Annotated in this window: 19 protein-coding genes and 1 pseudogene; 13 read left to right on the top strand and 7 right to left on the bottom strand. The window is 63.6% G+C overall.

Annotated elements, in window-relative coordinates; genetic code table 11:
• Window positions 1-66: 66 nt before the first annotated feature.
• From ACOCG7_RS03665 to ACOCG7_RS03650, 4 genes are all read left to right on the top strand, one after another.
• Complete coding sequence (locus ACOCG7_RS03665) at window positions 67-1,494, top strand: cache domain-containing protein (protein ID WP_073430211.1); 1,428 nt, start codon at window positions 67-69, stop codon at window positions 1,492-1,494.
• Window positions 1,491-2,144, top strand: coding sequence for a response regulator (locus ACOCG7_RS03660; RefSeq protein WP_073430212.1), 654 nt, complete (start codon window positions 1,491-1,493; stop codon window positions 2,142-2,144). Before ACOCG7_RS03665 ends, ACOCG7_RS03660 begins: the two co-directional genes overlap by 4 nt.
• A gap of 56 nt (window positions 2,145-2,200) precedes the next feature.
• On the top strand, window positions 2,201-2,752 hold the full coding sequence (locus tag ACOCG7_RS03655) for a hypothetical protein (RefSeq protein ID WP_073430213.1): 552 nt from the start codon (window positions 2,201-2,203) through the stop codon (window positions 2,750-2,752).
• Window positions 2,753-2,856: 104 nt separating this feature from the next.
• Window positions 2,857-3,744 carry a DUF72 domain-containing protein gene (locus ACOCG7_RS03650; RefSeq protein WP_073430214.1) on the top strand — a complete coding sequence of 296 codons (888 nt, stop codon included), beginning with the start codon at window positions 2,857-2,859 and terminating at the stop codon, window positions 3,742-3,744.
• A 12-nt stretch (window positions 3,745-3,756) separates the two neighbouring features.
• On the opposite strand, the gene ACOCG7_RS03645 is transcribed toward ACOCG7_RS03650, so the two are convergent.
• From ACOCG7_RS03645 to ACOCG7_RS03625, 5 genes are all read right to left on the bottom strand, one after another.
• Window positions 3,757-4,239 (bottom strand): hypothetical protein, encoded by a 483-nt coding sequence (locus tag ACOCG7_RS03645; protein ID WP_073430215.1) that lies wholly within the window; start codon window positions 4,237-4,239, stop codon window positions 3,757-3,759.
• A 22-nt stretch (window positions 4,240-4,261) separates the two neighbouring features.
• Complete coding sequence (locus ACOCG7_RS03640; RefSeq protein WP_073430216.1) at window positions 4,262-5,104, bottom strand: H-NS family nucleoid-associated regulatory protein; 843 nt, start codon at window positions 5,102-5,104, stop codon at window positions 4,262-4,264.
• A gap of 211 nt (window positions 5,105-5,315) precedes the next feature.
• The gene (locus ACOCG7_RS03635) at window positions 5,316-5,654 is read right to left on the bottom strand and encodes a hypothetical protein (RefSeq protein WP_073430217.1); all 339 of its coding nucleotides are present in this window, start codon (window positions 5,652-5,654) and stop codon (window positions 5,316-5,318) included.
• Window positions 5,655-5,954: 300 nt separating this feature from the next.
• Complete coding sequence (locus tag ACOCG7_RS03630; protein ID WP_073430218.1) at window positions 5,955-7,028, bottom strand: DUF6765 family protein; 1,074 nt, start codon at window positions 7,026-7,028, stop codon at window positions 5,955-5,957.
• 411 nt (window positions 7,029-7,439) lie between these two features.
• Window positions 7,440-7,790 (bottom strand): FKBP-type peptidyl-prolyl cis-trans isomerase, encoded by a 351-nt coding sequence (locus tag ACOCG7_RS03625; RefSeq protein ID WP_176035791.1) that lies wholly within the window; start codon window positions 7,788-7,790, stop codon window positions 7,440-7,442.
• Between the two features lie 251 nt (window positions 7,791-8,041).
• Here ACOCG7_RS03625 and ACOCG7_RS03620 point away from each other — a divergent pair, with 251 nt between their 5' ends.
• Window positions 8,042-9,331, top strand: a complete 1,290-nt coding sequence (locus ACOCG7_RS03620) for an NRAMP family divalent metal transporter (protein WP_073430219.1) — start codon at window positions 8,042-8,044, stop codon at window positions 9,329-9,331.
• A 367-nt stretch (window positions 9,332-9,698) separates the two neighbouring features.
• Here ACOCG7_RS03620 and ACOCG7_RS03615 read toward each other — a convergent pair whose 3' ends face one another.
• Window positions 9,699-10,649 (bottom strand): carbon-nitrogen hydrolase family protein, encoded by a 951-nt coding sequence (locus tag ACOCG7_RS03615; protein WP_244746110.1) that lies wholly within the window; start codon window positions 10,647-10,649, stop codon window positions 9,699-9,701.
• Window positions 10,650-10,710: 61 nt separating this feature from the next.
• On the opposite strand from ACOCG7_RS03615, the pseudogene ACOCG7_RS03610 reads away from it, so the two are divergent.
• From ACOCG7_RS03610 to ACOCG7_RS03585, 6 genes and pseudogenes are all read left to right on the top strand, one after another.
• A pseudogene (locus ACOCG7_RS03610) lies at window positions 10,711-11,003 on the top strand (DNA ligase-associated DEXH box helicase); the annotation flags it as partial.
• 2,661 nt (window positions 11,004-13,664) lie between these two features.
• Window positions 13,665-15,056: an FAD-binding oxidoreductase gene (locus ACOCG7_RS03605; RefSeq protein WP_114163841.1), complete on the top strand. Its 1,392-nt coding sequence runs from the start codon at window positions 13,665-13,667 to the stop codon at window positions 15,054-15,056.
• Between the two features lie 147 nt (window positions 15,057-15,203).
• Window positions 15,204-16,283 carry a transporter gene (locus ACOCG7_RS03600; protein WP_073432478.1) on the top strand — a complete coding sequence of 360 codons (1,080 nt, stop codon included), beginning with the start codon at window positions 15,204-15,206 and terminating at the stop codon, window positions 16,281-16,283.
• 153 nt (window positions 16,284-16,436) lie between these two features.
• Window positions 16,437-17,027 (top strand): BPSL1445 family SYLF domain-containing lipoprotein, encoded by a 591-nt coding sequence (locus tag ACOCG7_RS03595; protein WP_073432479.1) that lies wholly within the window; start codon window positions 16,437-16,439, stop codon window positions 17,025-17,027.
• A gap of 239 nt (window positions 17,028-17,266) precedes the next feature.
• A complete protein-coding gene (locus ACOCG7_RS03590) occupies window positions 17,267-18,754 on the top strand; it encodes a SulP family inorganic anion transporter (RefSeq protein WP_421376856.1) in 1,488 nt (495 codons plus the stop codon).
• 118 nt (window positions 18,755-18,872) lie between these two features.
• On the top strand, window positions 18,873-19,319 hold the full coding sequence (locus tag ACOCG7_RS03585; protein ID WP_073432481.1) for a histidine kinase: 447 nt from the start codon (window positions 18,873-18,875) through the stop codon (window positions 19,317-19,319).
• Window positions 19,320-19,360: 41 nt separating this feature from the next.
• On the opposite strand, the gene ACOCG7_RS03580 is transcribed toward ACOCG7_RS03585, so the two are convergent.
• A complete protein-coding gene (locus tag ACOCG7_RS03580) occupies window positions 19,361-19,900 on the bottom strand; it encodes a YbaK/EbsC family protein (RefSeq protein ID WP_244746109.1) in 540 nt (179 codons plus the stop codon).
• 177 nt (window positions 19,901-20,077) lie between these two features.
• On the opposite strand from ACOCG7_RS03580, the gene ACOCG7_RS03575 reads away from it, so the two are divergent.
• Window positions 20,078-21,409 (top strand): YihY/virulence factor BrkB family protein, encoded by a 1,332-nt coding sequence (locus tag ACOCG7_RS03575; RefSeq protein ID WP_244745955.1) that lies wholly within the window; start codon window positions 20,078-20,080, stop codon window positions 21,407-21,409.
• Window positions 21,410-21,800: 391 nt separating this feature from the next.
• A complete protein-coding gene (locus ACOCG7_RS03570; protein ID WP_073432483.1) occupies window positions 21,801-22,982 on the top strand; it encodes a porin in 1,182 nt (393 codons plus the stop codon).
• Window positions 22,983-23,065 lie beyond the last annotated feature (83 nt).

The raw sequence follows: 23,065 nt of genomic DNA, 5'->3' as shown, positions 1-23,065 counted from the left end.
CACAAGCGCGCAACTACGTAAGCCCGCTACGTGATACTACGTAGCCCGTCGGCCGTCTTTTCTACGATGAAACTCAAAGCCAAGATTGTCCTGCTGGCGATCGTGCCCTTCCTGGCGGCCATCGCGAGCATCGAAAGCGGCGTTCGCCATGAGGCGGTCGAACTCGCCAGGACCCAGCACGCGACCACCCAGGCCGCGTACATGGCGAGCAAGGAAGTCGAACTCAAGCATTACGTCGAACTGGCGACCACCGCGATCGCGCCGCTCTACGAGGCCGCCCACGACAATGCGCGCGACGATGCCTTGCTGCGCACGCGCGCGCTCGACGTTCTGGAAAGCATGGACTTCGGCCGCGACGGCTATTTCTTCGTCTACGACATGCATGGCCGCTCGCTGATGCATCCGCGCGAGCCGAACCTGGTGGGCCGCGATCTTTCGGAGTTGCGCGATCCGCAAGGCACGCCGACCATCCAGCGTCTGCTCGCCGCAGCCTCGCGCGGCGGCGGCTATGTGCGCTACATGTGGCATCGTCCGTCGACGGGCAAGCTCGCCTCGAAGCTCGGCTACGTGGTGCCGCTCGAACGCTGGGGCTGGATGATCGGCACCGGCATCTATCTCGACGACGTGGATCTCGCGCTGGCGCGCATCGACCGGGAAGCTGCGGCCAACATCGATCGCACGATGATGTGGATCGACGCGATCGCCGTGGCGGGGCTCGCGGTAATCGCGCTGTGCGCGCTCGTGCTCAACTTCACCGAATACCGCAGCGCCGATGCCAAATTGAAGCGGCTCGCGCGGCAGGTGGTGGAGTCGCAGGAAAACGAACGGGCGCGTTTGTCGCGTGAACTGCACGACGGCATCAGCCAGATGATGGTCTCCGTGAAGCTGCTGCTCGAATCGGCGCTCGCGCGTTTCGAGCGCAGCGAAACGCGCGTGCCCGCCGCGGAAGCCGCACTGTCGACCAGTCTCGCGCGGCTCGGCGACACCTTGCGCGAGGTGCGCCGCATTTCCCATGCGCTGCGTCCGTCGATGCTCGACGACCTCGGCGTCGCGGCCGCATTGGAACAGCTCACGCGCGAACTGAGCGAGCAGTCGGGCATCGAAATCGGCTTCACGCAAATCACGCACACCCATGCAGCGGTGTTGCCCGAAGCGGTCAACACCGTGCTGTTCCGTATCGCGCAGGAAGCGCTGACCAACATCGTGCGCCACGCGCAGGCGTCGAGCGCGGCGATGGCGCTAGAAATCTCGAACGACGCCGTCACGCTCTCGATCGCGGACGACGGCCGCGGCTTCGACGTCACGCATGCCTTCGTCGGCCGGCGCTCGGGCGTGGGTCTGCGCAACATGCGCGAGCGGCTCGAAGCGCTCGGCGGCAACCTGTCGCTCAGTTCGCAGCCCCGCCATACCCTCGTCACCGCCCGCGTGCCGCTCGGAACGGGCGAGCCTCGAAACGAGCCGCAATCGCCGGCCTTGCAGGATATTCGATCATGAACGACACCCCACCCGCCGTCGCCCGTCTGATTCTCGTCGACGATCATCCGCTCGTGCGCGACGGTTTGCGCGCCCGGCTCGAAGCGGTGCGCAACATCGAAATCGTCGGCGAGGCGGGCAATGCGCAGGAAGCGCTCGCGCTCGCCGCCAGTTGCGAGCCGCACCTCGTGCTGATGGACGTGGGCATGAACGGCATGAACGGCATCGCATTGGCCGGCATGTTTCATGAACGCTTCCCGGCCATTCGCGTGCTGATGCTCTCGATGCACGACAACCTCGAATACGTGACCCAGGCGGTGCGCGCGGGCGCCAGCGGCTATGTGCTGAAGGACTCCCCCGCCACCGAGATCATTCAGGCGATCGGCGCGGTGCTCGACGGCAAGCAGTTCTTCAGCGCGGGGCTCGGTGCGCGTCTGATCCAGGCGTCCGCGATGCAAGCGCCGATTGAACGGCTCACGCCGCGCGAGCGCGATATTCTCGACGCGCTCGCGGAAGGGCTGTCGAGCAAGCAGATCGCCCAGCGCAATGATCTGTCGGTGCGCACGGTGGAAACGCATCGGCTGAATCTGAAACGCAAGCTCGATATCGAAGGTCAGGCGGAACTGATCAAGTTCGCGGTGGAGAACCGGCGCACGCATCGTGGATCTTGAGTCCCGCACCGCAATCGCCGCATAATCGGCAAGCCCCCTAACCGGAGCGGACGGCGATGAAACGCCTGATCCCGATGCGGCTGGCGAGCCTGCTGATCTGCTTGGCCGCGCTGCCGATCGCGCATGCCGATGCGGAAGAACCGCGCATCAACCGCGGCCACGACCCGTTCTTTCAGATTTCGCAAGCGATCGGCGAATGTCCTGTGCCGTTGGGCCCGCTCGAAACCGAAAAGGAATGGCTCGACGACAGCCATTACCGGATCGAACGCGGCAATAGCTGCTGGGTGGAGGGCCGCTGCCGTTTGCCGAACGCGTACCTGTACGACAAGGAAATCGTGGAGGCCGTGCAACGCCGTCTCACGAACATCAATTTCGCCACGCATTGGCGCGAACAATCGACGCTGTGGCTGACGTTGCAACGCCGCTTCATCTACGTGGAGGGCTGCGTTGCGCCTGGCTTCGACAAACGCGCCTTTCTCGCGGAACTCGCAAAAACCGCGGACGTGGAGCGCGTGATCGACAACACGACGAAGAACCCGCGCGCGGCGCGATTGCCCTACAGGACGCTTTCGGAGCCGGACAGGCCGGTGCTCGATCCCGGCAACTAGCTCACAGCCGGATCGCTAGTCACCCACGCCATTACGCGTCGCCATTGTCAGGACCGCGCCTTGCTACGCAGCAAAAGACACGGGTTCAGCGAGGCACGCTTAGTGTGAGAAAGAAGTCCGTCCATGTACGCATCGGCATTTCCGGCTGGCGTTATGAAGGCTGGCGCGGCGTCTTTTACCCGGAAGATCTCAAGCAGGCGAGAGAATTGGACTTTGCTTCGCGCGAGGTCGAGACGATCGAAATAAACGGCTCGCATTACTCGCTGCAAAGCTTGAACAGTTATCGGAGCTGGTACGAAGCCACGCCCGCCGAGTTTGTTTTCAGCGTCAAGGGACCGCGTTATCTCACGCATATGCTGCGCTTTCGCGACGAAACCGCGCGGCCGGCCATTGCCAACTTTTTCGCTTCCGGCGTGCTGGCGTTAAAAGAAAAGCTCGGCCCGTTCCTTTGGCAATTCCCGCCGAACTTCAAGTTCGATGCCGAACGGCTCGAACGATTCTTCGCGTTGCTTCCTCGCGATACGGAGTCGGCCGCGGCGCTGGCGCGTCAGCACGACGCCCGTGTAAAGACGCCTTATTGCGTAGTTGAACGCAAACGGCGCTTGCGGCACGCCATAGAGATTCGCCATCCGAGCTTTTGCACGCCCGACTTTCCGGCGCTGCTGCGCAAGCATCGGGTGGCCTGTGTGATTTCCGATTCCGTCGCCGAATGGCCCTATACCGAGGACGTGACGGCGGACTTCATCTACATCCGCTTGCACGGCACGGAAACGCTTTACGGCGGACAGTACGCCGATCCGGCGCTCGAACGTTGGGCCAGCAGAATAGCAACATGGGCCGCGGGAAAAGAACCGGACGACGCGCAACGGTTCTCACCCGCACCGGCGCCGCTGCGCAAAAGCCGGGATGTGTTCTGCTATTTCGACAACGACAAGAAAGTTCAGGCGCCATTCGACGCGAAGCGCCTAATGAGTCTTCTGGCGAAAGCCTAGCGTTTACCGCCCTCAGCGAACCAGCGAGAACGCTTCCCGAATGGCGATTTCACCCGCGCCATATACGCCGACCACGGTGTAGTCCGACGCCACGCATTCGAACGTCGACGCCTGAAACGTGAGCACGAAATGGCGCCGCGCGAGTTCCGCCGAAGCGACCGCTGCAATTTCGGCGGCCAGCGACGAAGCGATAACCTCGTGAACCGAGTACCCGGCCAAACCTTGCGACGCAAGCGGATGAATGCCGAGATCGCTATCGCCGGGCGGACCCAAACGATGAAACGCAGTGTCTGGAAATAGCACCGCGCAAAACGGATCGTCGTCGGGATCGAATGGCCCGAAGCGTTCGAAGTCGGATTCGGCGATCGGATAAGCCAGAATCACCCGCCGGTCGCTGGCAACGATGAAAGGCTCGGCGGCATCCGCCGCCGGATGAGGAACGGAGTCCAGCAGGACGACGTGATCTTCCTGCTGGGGTAGTTCGATACTGGTCATCGGCTTCACGACTCCGATGCGCTTACGCGCTGGCTTGCACCGTCGAGCTTTGCGGCGCTGCGGCAACGCTCGCCGCACCGGCCTTGCCGCTAGCGGCGGTTTTGGGCGCCTTGCCTGCTGCCCTGGCTGACCGCTTCGTGGCTGCTTTGGTTGCGGTGAGCTTCTTCGCGGCGGGTTTGACGGCGCGTTTTTTTACCGCGACTTTCCGGGTTGCCGAGGTTGCCGAAGTTGCCTTCTTTGCCGCGGTCTTTCTCGAAGCGACAGCCTTCTTTGCCGCGGCTTTCTTGCTCGCTGCGCCGCTGGCGGCCGCCGATTTCGGTTTGCTTGCGTCGCTCGCCGCCGTTGCACCACCGATCAGGAATTTGCTGCGGTCCTTGACGGTTGCCAGCCATGCAGGCGCCGGGCCACGTCCGCTCCAGGTAGCGCCGGTTTTCGGGTTCAGATACTTGGGAGGTTGCGCGCCTTTTGGCTGACCTTTGCCGCGCTTCGCGCGAGTGACCGGGCTCTTGACCGCGGAAGTGGATTCGCTCGCGCCCTCGACCAGGAATTGAGTACGGTCTTTCACGCCGGAGATCCAGCCCGGTGCGCGGCCGTGGCCGGTCCAGGTCGCACCGGTCTTGGGGTCGCGGTACTTCGGCTTGCCCGAGACGGCGGCTTTTGCCTTGCCGTTTCCTGCATGTCCATTCAGCGCTTTCGCGGCGCGCCTCGCTTTCGCGCCCGCTTCGATATCGGCGGTAGTCAGGCCGTGCTTGAGCATCAGGTCGCGAATCTGGTCGACTGCGATTTGTGCTTTCCTGGCAATAAGGACATCGGCTTGCGCCTGGAGCTTCCTTAGCTTCGCCTGGATTTGATCTAACGTGGGCATTTGATTGCTCCTTATGTGGTAATCGATCGAACTATGCCACGAATGGCGAGAGAAAGGCAGATCCTGCGACTATAAAGACACACGTCTTAATCGATTACGCATTGGGTGCAGTGCGAATCTTTCGAGCTCACTACGAAATCGCCGCATTGATTTTGTCTTTCCCGTGTCTTTCCTCCCGTGCCTTCTTCTCCTTTCCAATTCTTCGACCCACTTACGTCGGCGTAAAAACGACGGCCTGGCGATCGGCGATGTACCTCACGCTACGCATGAAGCGGTACTGCTGATCGTCGGCGGTTATCCGGTTGAGTCCGAGGCGCGTCAACGCCAGCATCTCATCGGCCTGGAAAGCGGCCACGACGCCGTGGTCCGTCAGGTCCTCCAATGCGCCGGACGGATCGCCGACATAAACGCTGCGCACCTGCGTGCCGATCCGCATGAGGATCACACTTTCGCCTTCGTCGAGCGCCAGTTCGAGATAGCGCGCAAGTATTCGCAACGATTCCGGCGTGCAAGCCTGGGGCTGATAGATCACAGCATTCGAGCGCGTCATTTGCATTCCCCGTCACCCACATGAAAGAACCCGCCCGCCACCCGGCGGCAATAGCCGCTTCTACTATAGGCAAGCATTCGGAGATTCACAGGGCCATAGTACTTTTTTTATTGTTTCGATGGGCCCGCGCGGGGAAAGAACTGAAAGAAACGCTATCGGAAGGAGAAACCGGCCGCCCGGCGGCGACGGATTTCGCGCGCCGGAAACGCCTTAAACCCAAAGAACCCGATGTAAGAGCAGACGGCGCAATATCAGCAAGCGAGACTCAATAGCCGAATAACCGGACGCCGGCGGCGGCGTTTACGCGATCCGTAGTCCGTGATCCGGCAGAATCTCTTGAGTGGTCACGAAGCGATGTTGTTTGACTGCGTCGTGAAATAACCGGTAATCGCTTTTCTCGAACGCTGCCGTCCAGCGAGGGCGCTCGCCGGTATCATCGTGCGATTTCAAGCCAGTGGCTTTGTATTTCCACGAGCCGGGGCCCTTGGGCACATAGTTCGGAATCGACTCCTTCAGGCCGGGAATGGCGCCGGCTTCCACCGCCGCGCAAATGGTCAACAAGCGTTCGTTGTCGTCCCCATGCCGGTTGGTGTCGAGCAGGCGCGTGAGCGCCTCTTTCACGTCATGCGGCAGGCCGGGCTGCGTGTCGAAATCTTCCCGGCCCGCTACATGGGCACGCACCGCGCGGCAACTCATTTCAGCCGCCTGCATGAACTCCGGCAAATTGTGTCTTTCAACGCGAATGTTCCTGCCGTCGACGTAATGCCATTTTGCCCACGGCTGGTCAGGATAGTGCAAGGCCGCGCCGTGACCGACAGGCAGCGCGATCGTCAGCACGTCCTCCTCGATATGCTCGATCAGATGCCGAGTGGCGCGGCCCAGGCGGGCAAGCCAGCCTTCGTGCGTGCAATCTTCCGCTACCAGCGAACTCACCCGGTTCGCCGGACTTTCGATGCCCGCGAAGCCCTGATGCGCCCAGGTATCGACATACGTGTGAAGCGTCACACCGAGTCGATGTAAACCCGTATCGGCGTCTCGCTGCCGGATCGCGCGCCGCACTACCTCGCGCGCGATTGCGCTGTCCGGCCGGCACACGGCTTTTTCGTGCAGCGTTTCTCCTTCACCGGCCGGCAGAAAATGAAACGGCGTCCATACCAGCCGGTTCTGGTCGTCCTCGGTATTGGCGTAGTCGAATAACCTGTGCGCAGTGGCAAAACGCTCGAAGGTCTCGCCGCCCGCAAAGCGCAGTATTCCCGTGGTGGTGGCGTCGTCGACATACTGGCACGCGTGCGCCACCGTGAGCGCCTCGCGAGCCGTCATGCCGCCAACACGGGCGACGATGTAGACCACCCCATAGTGAAAGTCGATATTCATGACGGGCGCTCCTGAAGCGCGGGGAATGACAGCGGGGTTTATCGGCTGCGCGGTGAGCCGCGCTGGAGCGGCGGCGCATGAGCATGAGCACGTAGTAAACGACCGGGCGCGGCGGGTCTTTAAAGAACTCGCCGCCGATGCCTCTCCAGACGCTGAACGCCTCTTCTCTCGCATGAACGAGAAGACTCGCGACAAACGGACATTGAATGACCGGCGTTTATCTTCTTGCACGGTCCGTTTGCTTGATCACGTTTTCTTTCTTGCAGGCATTCGTCATGCGAAACGTCATGCAAAACGGTATTGTCGACGCTTTTCGCGCTTGCCGGATCAAAACGCCCAGACGGTCTTTTCCAACAAAAAGCCCCGCTGCGATCTTCACAGCGGGGCTTGTTCCTTGCGCGTTGCGCGCTTTTACTTTTCGATGCCGACCAGTTCGACTTCGAAAGTCAGATCGCTGTTCGGCGGAATCGGACCGACGCCGCGTTCACCGTAAGCGGTCGCCGCCGGGCAGGTCAGCTTGGCCTTGCCGCCGACCTTCATCTTCTGCACGCCTTGCGTCCAGCACGGAATCACGCGATTGAGCGGAAACGTTGCGGGGCCGCCGTGCTTCGCGGAGCTGTCGAACTCGGTGCCGTTGGCGAGCGTGCCACGGTAGCTGACCTTCACGACCGAGTCGGCGGCCGGCTGCGCGCCCGTGCCCTGCGTGAGATGTTCGACGACCACGCCGGAAGGCAATTTCTCGGTGGTGGGAGCAGCGGCCATTGCCGTGGAAGAAAGAACAGCCGCGGCAACCAGGGCACCGACAGATTTCAAGGCGAATTTCAAAGCGAGTCTCCAGGTGGAAAGTGCGGGTCATTGTAGCGGATGACATGTTGCCCAGCGCCGCGCGGCGACGCAAGCAATCACACATCCCGTTGCAATTGAACGCCGCGGAAGTGGCACGAAGAATGCTGACTCGCTCGCATGCGATTCATACGGCGTTCGGGACGGCTCTCTTCACGTGCGGATAACACATGACCACTGACAACATGGAACCGGAACTCGTCGTCGAGGACCGCGCCGAGCGTTCGTGGATGAGGCGGCTCGGCCCGGGCCTCATCACCGGCGCCGCGGACGACGACCCCAGCGGCATCGGCACCTACTCGCAAGCCGGCGCGCAATTCGGCTACGGGTTGTTATGGACGCTGCTGATCACCTACCCGCTCATGGCGTCGATCCAGTTGGTCTGCGCGAGGATGGGACGCGTGACGGGCAGTGGGCTCGCCACGAACCTGCGCCGCCACTACCCTGCCCCGCTGTTATATCTCGCGGTACTGATCCTGCTGACCGCGAACATCATCAACATCGCCGCCGACCTCGCGGCAATGGCAGCAGCCGCGACACTGGTGATAGGCGGGCCGGTTCAACTGTATGTCGCGTTGTTCGGCACGGTGTCCTTGTTGATGCAGGTCTTCATTTCGTACGAGCGTTACTCCGGCATTCTGAAGTGGCTGACGCTCGTGCTGTTCGCCTACGTCGCGATCGTTTTCGTGATTCCGATCGACTGGAAGACGGTCGGCCTGAGCATCGTCAAGCCGCCGATCCAATGGTCCGGCGACTATCTCACCACCGTGATCGCGGTACTCGGCACCACGATCAGCCCTTACCTGTTCTTCTGGCAGGCCTCGCAGGAAGTCGAGGAGATTCGCTCGGAGCCCGCACAGCGTCCGCTATTGCGCGCGCCGATGCAGGCGTCGGTGCAACTGAAGCGGATCAACCTGGACACATGGGTCGGCATGGCCGTTTCGAATGGCGTGGCGTTCTTCATCATGCTGGCGGCGGCCGCCACGCTGAACGTGCATCACGTCGAGGTGAAAACGACCGCCGACGCCGCCACTGCGCTCAAGCCGATCGCCGGCGATCTGGCCTTCGCGCTATTCAGTGTCGGGATCATCGGCACGGGTCTGCTGGCTTTGCCGGTACTCGCGGGGTCCGCCGCCTACGCGGCAGCGGGCACGATGCGATGGAAGAACAGCCTCGCTTTGCAGGTGAATCTGGCGAAACAGTTCTACGGCGTGATCGCCTTGGCGATTCTCGGCGGCATCGCGCTCACGTTCATGCATCTCGATCCGATCAAGGCGTTGTACTGGAGCGCGGTGATCAACGGAATCGCGGCCGTGCCGATCATGGCCCTGGTGATGTTGATGGCGGGCAGCAGCAAGGTGATGGGGCAATTCGCGGTGACCGGCTGGTTGCGCTGGATGGGGTGGACCGCGACCGTCGCAATGGCGCTGGCCGCGCTCGGCGTTGTGTGGCCGGATTGACTCGGTGCGGTTTGGTCGCCGCGTTGGGCTCGTTGGGCTTGTTGGGCTTGTTGGGCTTGTTGGGCTTGTTGGGCTTGTTGGGCTTGTTGGGCTTGTTGGGCTTGTTGGGCTTGTTGGGCGCGTTGGGCGCGTTGGGCGCGTTGGGCGCGTTGGGCTCGTTGGGCTCGTTGGGCTCGTTGGGCTCGTTGGGCTCGTTGGGCTCGTTGGGCTCGTTGGGCTCGTTGGGCTCGTTGGGCTCGTTGGGCTCGTTGGGCTCGTTGGGCTCGTTGGGCTCGTTGGGCTCGTTGGGCTCGTTGGCGCGTTGGCGCGTTGGCGCGTTGGCGCGTTGGCGCGTTGGCGCGGTAATCGACGCAAGCTGTCGGCGCGATCAATCGAGGCTCTGCACCACGTAGTCGCCCGCCATCGCATCGCCTCGCGCGTTGAAGTCGGCCAGTACCGTCTCGCGCGCACGAACGTCGGTCAGCACGGCCGGATCGAGTAGCGCGGTGATGACTTCGTCGCGCTCGCGGCCCGCCTCGGTCAGCACATCGCCGTACGGGCTCCAGATCGCGCTCGAACCGCACGTCGACCAGCCGCCGGTCGTGCCGACGTGATTCGACATGAGCACGTACACGGTGTTGTCGAAGGCACGCGCCGGAAACCAGATGCGTGACTGGTGATAACCGCTCTTGACGCTAAAGAGCGCGCTCACCAGGTAAGCGTGCGCGCCGTTGAGCGCGGCAAGCCGGGCATGTTCCGGAAAGCCGGAGTCGTAGCACACGCCGAGTGCGAGGCGCCAGCCGTCGAGTTCGAGCATGCCGCCGTGCGTGCCCGGCCGGTAGATTTCCGTCTCGCTACGGTAGAGGTATTGCTTGTGATAAGGCTCGATCTGCTCGCCGCGACGGTTGAACACCAGCGAGGAAATACGAAGCCCGTCCGCGCCGCGCGTGGCCGCGCCGACGACGACGGCAATCTCCCGCTGACGGCACACCTTGCGAATCGGTTCGAGCCGGGCATCGTGTGCATCGAATGCATAGTTCGTTGGATCGCCGGCAATCAGGTCGGGCTCATATCCGCTCAGGAATTTCTCGGGGAATACCACCAGCTTCGCGCCGTGATCGGCGGCGAGGCGGGTCAGTTCGACCGTTCTTGCGATGTTGGCGGTGACGTCGCCCGAAACGGGTTGAGCCTGGGCCGCCGCGATTCGCAACGACGTTTGCGGCAACGATGCCTGTTTGTTATTCAACGCGAACTCCGTTATGAATGGACCATTGCGTATGCGCCCGCTTCTGACTGTCAGCTTTCGAGAGCGGCGAGCGAAGCCTCGGCATTTAAACACGGACACCGTGGCGCGCGTTAGTGCCAGGGTACCGGGTCCGCGGGTCCAGAAGACATCCACCAGCGTCGACTCGTCCGAACTCTCGATGCGGCGCTTTCGCGCGATTGCCCGCGTTCGGGGCGGGTGTTTCGGGAGCATCCCGCACAGCAGAAAAGCGCGCGGCAATTGCAGGCGTCGAGGGGTCTTTTCCATGAGATCTTCCGCAATCACGATAGCGGCAATCCGCTGCTCGATCAGGCCGATGCGGAAGTGCTGTTGCAGGAACTCGACGCCCGGCGCATTCGTACTGCGCGCAAACGCATGAACGCGAGCCGCGTGGTCATTACGCGGCCCAAAAACCCGACACCGTTTGCGCGATCTTCGATCCGGCGCTGCGTTGTGGTGCGTGTGTCTGATTTGTTGCTGTCGGCTCGTTTGCTGTGAGCGGCCCGGCAGGTGTGCGCTTGGGCCCGACGTCGGAACGGGAGGCCGGTTGCCCGGCCGCCCGAAGCCTGTCCGCATTTTTGCGGGCGCCGCGTTAGTGGCCGCGGCCACCGCCGCCGACGCCGCCGCCGAAGCCGCCGCCACGGCCGAAGCCACCGCCTTGGCCTTGACCGCTGCCGCCTTGGCCACCGGCGTGACCACCGCCGCCTTGACCGCTGCTGCCCTGGCCACCACCGCCTTGGCCACCGCTACCTTGACTGCCACCGCCTTGACTGCCACCGCCTTGGCCAGCGCTGCCATGACCGCCGCCTTGGCCACCGCCGCCTTGACCGCCGCCGCCTTGACCGCCACCACCTTGGCCTCCGCCGCCTTGGCCACCACCGCCTTGGCCACCACCGCCATGACCGCCACCACCTTGGCCACCGCCACCTTGGCCACCGCCGCCTTGACCACCACCGCCATGACCGCCGCCGCCTTGACCACCACCGCCTTGACCTCCACCACCTTGGCCACCGCCGCCTTGACCACCACCACCTTGGCCACCCCCGCCATGACCACCACCGCCATGACCGCCGCCACCTTGACCACCACCACCTTGGCCACCGCCGCCATGACCGCCGCCGCCTTGGCCACCACCGCCTTGGCCACCACCACCTTGACCACCACCACCTTGGCCACCACCGCCTTGGCCACCACCACCTTGACCACCACCACCTTGGCCACCGCCGCCATGACCACCACCGCCATGACCGCCGCCGCCTTGGCCACCACCGCCTTGGCCACCACCTTGGCCACCGCCGCCATGACCGCTGCCGCCATGACCGCTGCCGCCATCCCCTCCGCTACCTGTTCCTCCACTGCCAGTGCCACCACTCCCAGTCCCGCCACTCCCAGTCCCACCACTTCCAGTCCCACCACTCCCAGTGCCACCACTTCCAGTCCCGCCACTTCCAGTCCCGCCACTTCCAGTCCCGCCACTTCCAGTCCCACCACTCCCAGTCCCGCCACTCCCAGTCCCGCCACTCCCAGTCCCACCAGTCCCAGTCCCGCCACTTCCAGTCCCGCCACTCCCCGTCCCGCCACTTCCAGTCCCGCCACTCCCAGTCCCACCACCCCCACTCCCACCACCCCCACTCCCACCACCCCCAACCCCACCACTTCCTGTTCCCCCATCGCCCGCACCCGCACCACCGCCGCCCCCACCACCCGCAGCCACGCCTCCTTGCCCCCCACTACCCGGACTCCCCGCACCGACTCCTGCCGCCCCCGAGTTCGCGCCTCCTCGCGCGCCGCCCGCTCCCAAGCCTGCCGACGCGGTCCCACTTCCATCACTGCCCGGAGCCCCTCCGGCCTCCGCTGAACCCGGACCCTCAGCCGCGGCGGCAGCCACGCCGATTCCGACAGACGTCGACAAGCTATCGGCTTCCTGCTTACAACCTGGCGTGTCGAACATCGGGCAATCGATTGGCAATGCTTGCGCGACGATCATCTCCGCCGGACTGACCGGCGGTGCGGCAAATAATGCAGGATTAGTTTCAGCGCCCGCCATCGCCGCATACAGACTCACGGCAGCCGCCAATACCGCCTTGCGCGTCCCCAACGCCCGCGCGTCCCCGTTTTGCTTTTTCATTTCATGCTCCCCATTTTTTTATCGAAAGACCGGACTGGATAACGAGTGAATCTCAGCTCACTGTGCAAAATGAAACTTCAAAGCCCAGTCGGCATTGCCTCGCGTTACAGCGGAACGCATCGCATCCGGCATCTTCTTTCTCGCGGAAAATCCCGTTCCGATTCGAGGTGATCCGAGAGAAACGACTAGCGATGCGCGAACAAAACCGCTAACGCACGCATCAGGGCCTGATGGAGGCTAAAGTTATGCGGAGCGTCATCGAGTGACGGTGCGTTAGCCCACGCAATGCGATACCGCCGAGGCGTTTCCATTAATTTCGCAATGGGAATGTCGGCAATCGTCAATTGCCGGATTCGCGGATTCCGCTATACGTTCTGCTGCATACGCAATCCGAGCCATTACCTTTACTTCCGGCTTTTGCGTCGCCGAATGAATCGAATCGCTGCAACGGATCTCGCACCGCGAGTGCCGACACGTACAGGAAAATAAGTGGGCTATGGCTAGTCGGATCGCTTCGATAAGTACTTATCCGAACACAGCAGGTGGATTGCGATAGCGCGAGTGAGAGCAATCCCACAGACAGCCGACACCAGAGCGTTCCACACTGTTATCGCGCCATCTATCGTTGGACTTCGCCAACGCACGAGAAACACCGAGCCAATGAAAACGCGGACACGTCATTGCCAGGCGGCATGCCCGATGAGTTCGCCTCGCCGCTTTTTTTCCGAAGCATTCCCATCATCCACGCCACCGGTACACGCTGCAGTGACCGCGCGCCCCGCGGACGCTTGCTGCATGAGCTTCGCACAGCGGCGGCGCAAAGCGCGGGTAAACCTATGTTTGACTTAAGGATGCCGGCCCGTTTACTGAAACAGACCAAATTGCCCAACGCATATTCGTTTTTGATTTGATCGGCTGAATAGTGCGCCGGGAGCGTCTTCCACTATCTCACGAGGTGTGCCATGGCTCAGGTGTCCAGTAGCGCCATCGACGAACTGAAAACGGCCGTGCGCGGCGAACTGCTGCTGCCCGACGACGCGGGCTTCGACGAAGCCCGCAGCATCTGGAATGCAATGATCGACAAACGCCCCGCGATGATCCTGCGTTGCGCGGGCGTCGCGGACGTGCGCCGCGGCGTCGCCTTCGCGCGCGACAACGACCTGCCGCTCGCGATGCGCGGCGGCGGCCACAACATCGCCGGCAGCGCGTTGTGCGACGACGGCCTGGTGATCGACCTGTCGCCGATGAAATCCGTGCGTATCGATCCGGCGGCGCGACGCGCCTACGTCGAACCGGGCGCGACGCTCGCCGACTTCGATCATGAGGCGCAGGCGTTCGGCCTCGCCACGCCGCTCGGCATCAACTCGACCACGGGCGTGGCGGGCTTGACGCTCGGCGGCGGCTTCGGCTGGCTCAGCCGCAAATACGGCATGACGGTGGACAATCTGCTATCCGCGGACATCGTCACCGCCGACGGCGAGCTGCTCCACGCAAGCGCCGATTCGCACGAAGATCTGTTCTGGGCGATTCGCGGCGGCGGCGGCAATTTCGGCGTCGTCACGCTCTTCGAATTCGCGCTGCATCCGGTCGGCCCGCTGGTATACGGCGGCCTCGTCGTGCTGCCGCTCGATCAGGCGAGGGACGCCCTCGCTCAATACCGCGCGGCGGCGGCCGACATGCCCGAGGATCTGAGCGTATGGGCGGTGCTGCGGCTCGCGCCGCCGCTACCGTTTCTGCCGCCCGAAGCGCACGGCAAGCCGGTGATCGTATTCGCCATGTGCTACTCCGGCCCGGTCGACAACGGACCGCTCGCCGTCGAGTTCGTGCGAGGCTTCGGCACACCCGTCGGCGAACATCTGGGACCAATGCCCTACGCGATGTGGCAACAGGCGTTCGATCCACTGCTCACGCCGGGCGCGCGCAATTACTGGAAGTCGCACAATATCGGCGTCATAGAAGACGGGTTGATCGATGCGCTGCTCGCTGCGATCGACACGTTGCCGTCGCCGCAATGCGAGATCTTTTTCGGTCAGATCGGCGCGCAGACCAGCCGCGTGCCGGTCGAGGCCACCGCCTACTCGAGCCGCGACACGCAGTATGCGATGAACGTGCATGGCCGTTGGGACGACGCAAGCGATGACGAGCGCTGCATCGGCTGGGCGCGCGCGTTCTTCGACGCCGCCGCGCCGTTCGCGTTGGGCAGCGTCTACGTCAACTTCATGACGCAGGAAGAAGGCGGCCGGGTGGCCGATGCGTATGGCCCGAACTACGAGCGCCTCGTCGCCGTGAAAGGCCGCTACGATCCGCACAACCTGTTCCGTCACAACCAGAACATTCAGCCAGCCGTGCGCTAAAGGCAAAGGCCGAAGGGACGAGCGCCCTACACCGCGATCGTGACACCGGCGTGTCCGCCGCCATCCTCTCGAGGCCCGTGCGGCGGACACCAGCTCAATATGATGTGTCAGAATGCGCGGCTGTGGAACGCTCTTCTCGAACGGCTTATGAACCTGAATGTTGCGCCTGTCACTTATGGTGCGGATCGCTCGGGCCTCGTGTGCGGCTTCCGTTTTTCAGCGGGCGAGCCCGGCGTATCGATCGACACGGACGGCGCCGCCCAATGGCTCGCCGACAATGCGCGCGAGCACGCCGGCGTCGCTGACGACGACAGGAATCAACCCGTGCCGCAACCGTCCAGGGGCGACGGCCAATTTCTCTGGCTGCATTTCAATCTCGCGCACGTGTCCAGCGAAAAGTGGATGCGCGCGCATCTCGACCTGCCCGAGACCTTTTTCGAGGCATTGCGCGAAGGCTCGCACTCGACGCGGATCGAACATCAGCATGGCGCGTTGCTCGCCGTGGTCAACGACGTGATGTTCGATTTCGAGCAAACGCCGTCCGACATCGCCACGCTATGGGTTTACACCCATGAGCGGATCATGATCACGGCGCGGCTGAAGCAACTGCGTTCCGTCGACCGCCTGCGCGCATCGGTGCGCGAAGGCGAAATCTTCGAAACGCCGGCCGAATTGCTGATTCACCTGTTGCGCGACCAGGCCGATCTGCTCGTCACGATCGTGCGCCGAAGCAGTACCGAGGTGGACCGGCTCGAGGATCAGTTTCTCTCCCGCAGAACCTTCGACAACCGTCGCGACCTGGGCGCGATGCGGCGCGTGCTCGTGCGCCTGCAACGACTGCTGGCGCCCGAGCCCGGTTCGATCTTCCGGCTGCTGGTGAGGCCGCCCATCTGGCTCTCGCAGCGGGACGTGCAGAGTCTGCGAGACTCGACGGAAGAATTCTCGCTGGTGCTCGGCGACCTGTCCGGTCTTGCCGAGCGCATCAAGCTGCTGCAGGAAGAGATCGCCGCGCGGCTCACCGAGCAAAGCAATCGCACGCTCTTCACGCTGACGCTCGTGACGGTGCTCGCGTTGCCGATCAACATCATTGCCGGGCTGTTCGGCATGAACGTCGGCGGCATTCCGCTCGCGGAAAACCGGCACGGCTTCTGGGTCATGGTGCTGATGGTGGTGAGCTTCACCGCGCTCGCCGGATGGTGGGGTTTTCGCCGCCGCGCGGGGCGTTGAGCGCATGCCGCGAGGTCATGCCGCGCGCCGGGCACGGGAACTGCTGCCCGGTTAACGCGTCACACGTTTGGCCCGGCGCGCTCGCGCGCGGCCTAGCGCGGACAGCAACGCCGAACTTCCTATAACGAACACGAACGCACCCGGAGAACAATCATGCGCAGACGACAATTCATCATGACCACCAGCGCGGCTCTCGCCACCGCCGGCCTTGGCCTCGCCGGCTGCACCACCACCTCGCCATCGTCCAGTTCGTCGTCGGCGGTGAATGCGAGCAAGCGCGACACGATCAATGCGGGTGTCGACTCCACGCTTTCGCGCCTCTATACGAACGTCAATGGCTCGCGTGAACTCGTCGCCAAGGCGCGCGGCGTGCTGGTGTTTCCCTCCGTCATCTCGGCGGGCTTCTGGGTCGGCGGCCAGTACGGCGAAGGCGCGTTGCGCGTGGGCGGCCGCACGGCCGGCTACTACAGCACGGTGGCGGGCTCGTTCGGCTTGCAGATCGGCGCGCAGTCGAAGGCGCTGATCTTCCTGTTCATGACGCAGGAAGCGCTCGATAAATTCCTCGGCAGCCAGGGCTGGGCCGCAGGCGCGGATGCCACGGTCGCCGTGCTGAACGTGGGCGCGAACGGCGCGGTCGACACCTCCACCGCCACCAGCCCGGTCGAAGCTTTCGTGCTCACCAACGCGGGCTTGATGGCGGGCGTGTCGCTCGAAGGCACCAAGATTTCACGTCTGATGATCTGAGGGAATACGCTCATTGCCGCGCGGCCGTCTCAGCGGCCGCGTGGCGTTTCAGGCGGCGGGCTTGCCCGCCTCTCACCAGGCGTCGCCCGCCTTCACGGCCGCAAGGGCCGCACTGCTGTAAAATCCGCGCCTTTCGCACGCTTGCCCGGCCATCGTCGTCTCAGGCCGGGGCAGCCATCCCATGTCGGGCCGCGTGCATCGCCACGCCGTTTCTGCGCCCGCTTCCCGTATCGTTGAAGATGAACACCGCTAGTCCCACTCGAAGTTGGCTCGCCAACCTTCCCGGCATCCGGAGCAATGTGCTCGCCGGTCTGACCTCGTCGTTCGCGCTGGTGCCCGAATGCATCGCCTTCGCGCTGGTCGCCCACCTCAATCCGTTGATGGGCCTCTACGGCGCCTTCTTCATCTGCACGCTCACCGCGCTGTTCGGCGGGCGGCCGGGCATGATTTCCGGCGCGGCCGGGTCGATGGCGGTGGTCATCGTGGCGCTCGTCGTGCAGCATGGCGCGCAATATCTGCTCGCCACCGTGATCCTCAGCGGCATCCTGATGGTGCTGTTCGGCGCGTTGCGGCTCGGCAAGCTGATCCGCATGGTTCCGCATCCGGTGATGCTGGGTTTCGTCAACGGGCTCGCGATCGTCATCGCAATGGCGCAGCTCGCGCACTTCAGGCAGCGCACGCCGCAAGGCGAACCCTGGCTGCACGGCGGCGCGTTGCTGACGATGTGCGGTCTCGTCGCGCTCACGATGCTGATCGTCTATCTGCTGCCGCGGCTCACACGCGCCGCGCCGCCCGCGCTGGTGGCGATCGTCGGCGTGGGACTCTTCACGCAGTGGCTGCATCTGCCCACGCGCACGCTCGGCGACATGGCGCACGTTGCCGGCAGCCTGCCGAGCCTGCGCATGCCGGACGTGCCGCTCGATCTGAACACCTTGCAGGTGGTGCTGCCCTACGCGGTGCTGATGGCGACCGTCGGCCTGCTGGAAACGCTGCTCACCTTCAATCTGACGGACGAGATCACCGGAACGCGCGGGCAGCCGAACCGCGAATGTCTCGCGCTGGGCGCGGCGAATATCGCCTCGGGTCTGTTCGGCGGCATGGGCGGTTGCGCGATGATCGGGCAGACGATGATCAATCTGAACTCGGGCGGCCGCTCGCGGCTGTCGGGCATCGTCAGCGGCGTGATGATCCTGATGTATATCCTGTTTCTGTCGCCGCTGATCGAGCGGATTCCGCTGGCGGCGCTGGTCGGCGTGATGTTCGTGGTCGCGCAGCAAACCTTCGCGTGGGGCTCGCTGCGGGTGCTCGGCAAGGTGCCGCGCAACGACGCGCTGGTGATCGTCGCGGTCACGATCATCACGGTGTTCACCGACCTCGCGATCGCCGTGTTGTGCGGCATCGTGATCGCCGCGCTCAGCTTCGCATGGCAGCATGCCCGCGAAATTCACGCGCATGTCGAGGATCACACCGGCGACAAGATCTACCTGCCGCGCGGCACGCTGTTTTTCGCGTCGACCACGCGCTTTCACGAGCTTTTCGACCCGGCCGGGGATCCCGGCCACGTCACGATCGATTGCAGTCAGTTGCTGCTTGCGGATCATTCCGCGCTGGCGGCCTTGCAAGGTCTCTACGAACGCTATCGAAAAGCCGGCAAGCAACTCCGTATGAAGAATCTCTCCGCCCGCAACCGGCACTTGCTGAGCCGGGCCGGTATCGAGTTCGCGTAGCTGTTATGCGAACGCTGACCAAACGTAATAGTCGAGAAAGATCGCGATAAGACTCCCCACGGACTTTTGTTTTCACTACATTGGACGTTTCGGTGCGCGGTCTTCCGGGGAGTCCATTGTGACGAGACGGGTCTCGCTTGACGATGAAACCGAGTTTGCAATCTGGAAGCGCCGCAGCGCGGTACAGCCGACGCTATCGCGCCGCGTGCTGGTCGCGCATCGCGACAAGGCGATCGGCGAATCGCTGGTGCTGCTGCTGTCGCTAAAGGGTTACGAGGCGATCTACGCCGCCGACCTGCCGAAGGTGAAATCCTTCATGAACCGGTGGAAGCCGCATGCGATCCTGCTCGATACGCGGCTCGACTCCGCCTCGGACTACCAGTTCACGCGCGCGGTGCGCGCCGACCCATCGAACGCCGACTTACTGCTGCTCGCCATGAGCAACCTCTGGCCGCTCGATCCGATCGGCTCGCTGAAACAAGGCGGTTTCGACGGCCACTGCCGGCGGCCGTGCTCGCTATGGCGCGTGGCGGATATTCTCGAAGGCTATTTCGCCGGCGCGTGAGCGGCTTGCGCGGCGAGCTTGCGTGACAAGCCCGAGTGACCTTACTCGGGCGCCACCGTCAGCGAAGCGACTTCGCAGCGGGGCCACTGCCGCAACACCTCGGGTGCGAGCAGCAGTTTGGCGGCGCGCACGCCCGCGCCCATCACGATCTGCGAGCGCTCCATCACCGCGGCATCGACCAGGATGCGCCAGTCGTCCGGCAAGCCGAAAGCCGTAATGCCGCCGAACTCCATGCCGCTATGCTCCACCGCGGCCTCGCGTTTGGCGAACGAAAGCCGCTGCGCGCCGAGCGCCGTCTTCACCGCGCCGTTGATGTCCAGGCGCAGCGAACCCAGCGAGACCAACGCCGCGTAATGTTCGGCGCCCTCCTTCCTGTAGCGGATCACGATCGTGTTCGCGCAGTCCTCCAGGCCGAAGCCGTAGCGTGCGCTGAATTCGGCGGTGTCCGAGGCGTCGTCGCTGACGGCGAAGACGGTCACACCGCGTGCCGGCAACTGGGCGACGACGTGCGCCGGCAAGTGCGAGCCAAGGTTCTCCGCGGCAATGATGTCGAGCTGCTGTACGAGTTCGTGCGAGTGCATGGTGATCAGAGGGAGCAAGGATTCCCGGCATTCTAACGGCACGTCCCGCTGACGGCGCTTGTTATAGTCACAGGCATAAGGCTTGCGAAAGGCAGGATGCGAACGCCGCGCCGAGGTAGTTCACCGCGCGGGCACGCCGCATCCGCCGCGAGGACGGACTCATCGAGAACGACGATCATGGATATCGACACGCTTTCCGCAGAGCACCTGCAACTCGTGGCACGCAAGCAGGCCAACTGGGCAATCGGCGCCTTCAGGCAGTTCTCCGAAAATCGCTGCGCCGCGATGGCCGCCAGCATCGCGTTCTACGCGGCCTTCTCGCTTGCGCCGACCCTGGTCATGGTAATCGCGGTGGCCGGCTGGTTCTTCGGCGCCGAAGCCGCGCGCGGCGAACTGTTCGATCACATTCACGGCCTGCTCGGCGACCAGGCCGCCGCGGGCGTCCAGACCATCGTCGAGAACGCGCATCACAGCGGCAGCGCGGGCGGCGTCGCGGCGATCATTTCGTTCACGATGCTGGCGATCGGCGCGTCGGCCACCTTCTCGTCGCTCAATAGCGCGCTCAATGTGGTATGGCCGTATACCGGACCGCGCTGGTCGAGCCTCGTCGCGCTGGTGCGGGTGCGGCTGATCTCGTTCGGGCTGGTGCTCGGCGTCGCGTTTCTGCTGATCGTGTCGCTGGTGCTCGATACGGTCATCACGTTCGTCGGCAAATGGCTGTGGGGCGACTCGCCTTATGTGGTGATCGGCAATCTGCTGCAACTCAGCGTCGGTCTGGTGGTGCTGGCGTTCGCCTTCGCCGGCCTGCTCAAATTTCTGCCGGACGCGCACGTGCGCTGGCGCGATGCCTTGGTCGGCGGAGTCGTTGCGGCCGTGCTGTTTTCGGCCGGCAAGAAGCTGTTCGCGCTGTATCTCGCGCACGCGGGCATCACCAGTTCGTTCGGCGCGGCCGGTTCGCTCGCCGTGCTGCTCATGTGGCTGTATTTCTCGGCCGCCGTGCTCCTGCTCGGCGCGGAGTTTTCGGCGGCGCGCGGGCGCATGCACGATCCGCGCGGAGGCTGGGGCATGCAGGACAACACGCCGCCCGGCAGCCGCGCGAAGCTCGCTTCGGTGCTGGCGGCGTCGACGGTATCCGCGGATGATGCGGCGCCACGAACGGGCGAGGCGGCCGCCGCCGATGGCGCGGCGCGGACGGTCCGCACGTCGAGCGCCGGGGCGCTTGCCGGCGCGTCGGCAGGCTCGGGTTTACGCGTGCGACCGCGCAAGCAAGGTTCGGCGGGTGTGACCACGGCTGCGGCCAAGGTCAGCCGCAGCGTTGCCCTCGCCGAGGAACAGGCCATCCGTGTCGCCGCGGTAGCGCTGCTCGAAGCCGGTCGCAAGGCGGCCGCGGCCGACCGCTACGTCAAGCGGCACCCGTGGACTTCGGTGCTGCTCGCAGCCGCTTCGGGGCTGGCCGCCGTGGCGCTGGCACGCCGCCGCCACGCGGACGAGAACACGCGTCGGCAATGACCTGCCGAGCCGTCGCTCCGCTGGTGAATTGCGCCAACGCACAACGCTGGAAGTCTGTCCAGCACGCTCATCAAACGAAGCACGCCGCCTTCTTGATAGCGACGCCAGCGACCAGGGCCTCCAGTTAGACAACTAGATTACAAACAACCTTCAAATCTCTACCCAAAGTGGAGGTAGTGCAGCCGCCACTGTCAGGAAAACAACAATAATGCTCAGTCAACGAATAACTATTGCTCAAATGGCAACAATTCTTAACGCGCTGTAAATACAAGGCTTTCCGCTGTTTGTCACATTTTGGCGACACTCTTTTTTTTCCAGTTCGTGCCGATAGAGCCGGTGAGCTATTCTCCTTTTCGCAACAACGAAACCAATCATCTGCGTGGAGAAATGGATGAAACGACTCGCACTGTCTACCCTCTCGCTGGCGCTTCTGAGCGTCACCGGCGTGGCACATGCTCAAAGCAGCGTTACCCTGTACGGTTTGATCGATGAATCGATCCAGTACGCACACAACACCGTCGACGCTTCCGGCAAGAACAGCAACCAGGTCGGCCTGGTGGGCGGCAACCTGCAAGGCAACCGTTTCGGCTTGAAGGGTACGGAAGACCTGGGCGGCGGTCTGAAGGCGATCTTCCAGTTGGAAAACGGCTTCGACATCAATAGCGGCAGGCTCGGTCAGGGCGGCAAGATGTTCGGTCGTCAAGCGTATGTCGGTCTGACGAACGACTCGTTCGGTACCGTCACGCTGGGTCGTCAGTACGATCCGGTGGTCGACCTCGTTCAACCGCTGACGGCTGACAACTACTTCGGTTCGACCTTCACCACGCCGGGCGACGTCGACAACAACGACAACTCCTCGCGCACGAATAGCGCCGTCAAGTACACCTCGCCGGTGTGGGGCGGCTTCCAGTTCGAAGGCATGTACGCATTCGGCGGCGTGGCCGGTCAAACGGGTTCGGGCCAAACGTGGTCGGGCGCCGCAACGTTCGCAACGGGTCCGTTCAGCGTGGCAGCGGGCTACTTCCGCGCCAACAACGGCAACACGCTGGCTAGCCGCACGGTGGCCGGCACGCCGGGCTGGAACGGCAGCACGTCGGACGGCACGTTCGACAACCAGATCAACGGCGCATACGCCGCTGCCAAGTCGATCGGCATTGCTTCGGTCGCTGCGCAATACGTGGCAGGTCCGTTCACGGCCAACGTGCGTTACAGCAACGCACAGTACAAGCCGGACGCGAACTCGGGCTTCGGTTCGACCGAGAAGTTCCACGTCATCGGCGCATACCTGGGTTACCAGGCAACGCCGGCCATGCTGGTTGGCGTGGGCTACACGTACACGAAGGCCAACGGCGACTCGAGCGCAACGTACCACCAGGCTTCCATCGGCGGCGACTACAACCTGTCGAAGCGCACGGACATCTACCTGGTCGGCGCGTATCAACACGCAAGCGGCCAGCAACGTGCTTCGGACGGCACGCTGGTCAACGCCGGCGCGGCAATCGGCTCGTATGGCTACAACTCGGCTACCAGCTCGCAAGAGATCGTCAGCCTGGGCATCCGCCACAAGTTCTAATCGAGCTTGACGGACTGCTGAAGCAACACGCAGTTGAAAACCAGCCACGGGCGAAAGCCCGTGGCTGGTTTTTTTCGTCCCGT

It is taken from the genome of Paraburkholderia sp. DD10 (genome assembly GCF_049177125.1).
Taxonomy (GTDB): Bacteria; Pseudomonadota; Gammaproteobacteria; order Burkholderiales; family Burkholderiaceae; genus Paraburkholderia; species Paraburkholderia terricola.
Note: the sequence above shows the minus strand (reverse complement) of the source record. Positions and strands in the feature narration are given on the sequence as shown.

Coding starts and splice junctions, on each gene's coding strand:
- ACOCG7_RS03665 (WP_073430211.1), top strand. CDS start 67: ATGAAACTCAAAGCCAAGATTGTCCTGCTGGCGATCGTGCCCTTCCTG.
- ACOCG7_RS03660 (WP_073430212.1), top strand. CDS start 1,491: ATGAACGACACCCCACCCGCCGTCGCCCGTCTGATTCTCGTCGACGAT.
- ACOCG7_RS03655 (WP_073430213.1), top strand. CDS start 2,201: ATGAAACGCCTGATCCCGATGCGGCTGGCGAGCCTGCTGATCTGCTTG.
- ACOCG7_RS03645 (WP_073430215.1), bottom strand. CDS start 4,239: ATGACCAGTATCGAACTACCCCAGCAGGAAGATCACGTCGTCCTGCTG.
- ACOCG7_RS03640 (WP_073430216.1), bottom strand. CDS start 5,104: ATGCCCACGTTAGATCAAATCCAGGCGAAGCTAAGGAAGCTCCAGGCG.
- ACOCG7_RS03635 (WP_073430217.1), bottom strand. CDS start 5,654: ATGACGCGCTCGAATGCTGTGATCTATCAGCCCCAGGCTTGCACGCCG.
- ACOCG7_RS03630 (WP_073430218.1), bottom strand. CDS start 7,028: ATGAATATCGACTTTCACTATGGGGTGGTCTACATCGTCGCCCGTGTT.
- ACOCG7_RS03625 (WP_176035791.1), bottom strand. CDS start 7,790: ATGGCCGCTGCTCCCACCACCGAGAAATTGCCTTCCGGCGTGGTCGTC.
- ACOCG7_RS03620 (WP_073430219.1), top strand. CDS start 8,042: ATGACCACTGACAACATGGAACCGGAACTCGTCGTCGAGGACCGCGCC.
- ACOCG7_RS03605 (WP_114163841.1), top strand. CDS start 13,665: ATGGCTCAGGTGTCCAGTAGCGCCATCGACGAACTGAAAACGGCCGTG.
- ACOCG7_RS03600 (WP_073432478.1), top strand. CDS start 15,204: ATGAACCTGAATGTTGCGCCTGTCACTTATGGTGCGGATCGCTCGGGC.
- ACOCG7_RS03595 (WP_073432479.1), top strand. CDS start 16,437: ATGCGCAGACGACAATTCATCATGACCACCAGCGCGGCTCTCGCCACC.
- ACOCG7_RS03590 (WP_421376856.1), top strand. CDS start 17,267: ATGAACACCGCTAGTCCCACTCGAAGTTGGCTCGCCAACCTTCCCGGC.
- ACOCG7_RS03580 (WP_244746109.1), bottom strand. CDS start 19,900: ATGCACTCGCACGAACTCGTACAGCAGCTCGACATCATTGCCGCGGAG.
- ACOCG7_RS03575 (WP_244745955.1), top strand. CDS start 20,078: ATGGATATCGACACGCTTTCCGCAGAGCACCTGCAACTCGTGGCACGC.
- ACOCG7_RS03570 (WP_073432483.1), top strand. CDS start 21,801: ATGAAACGACTCGCACTGTCTACCCTCTCGCTGGCGCTTCTGAGCGTC.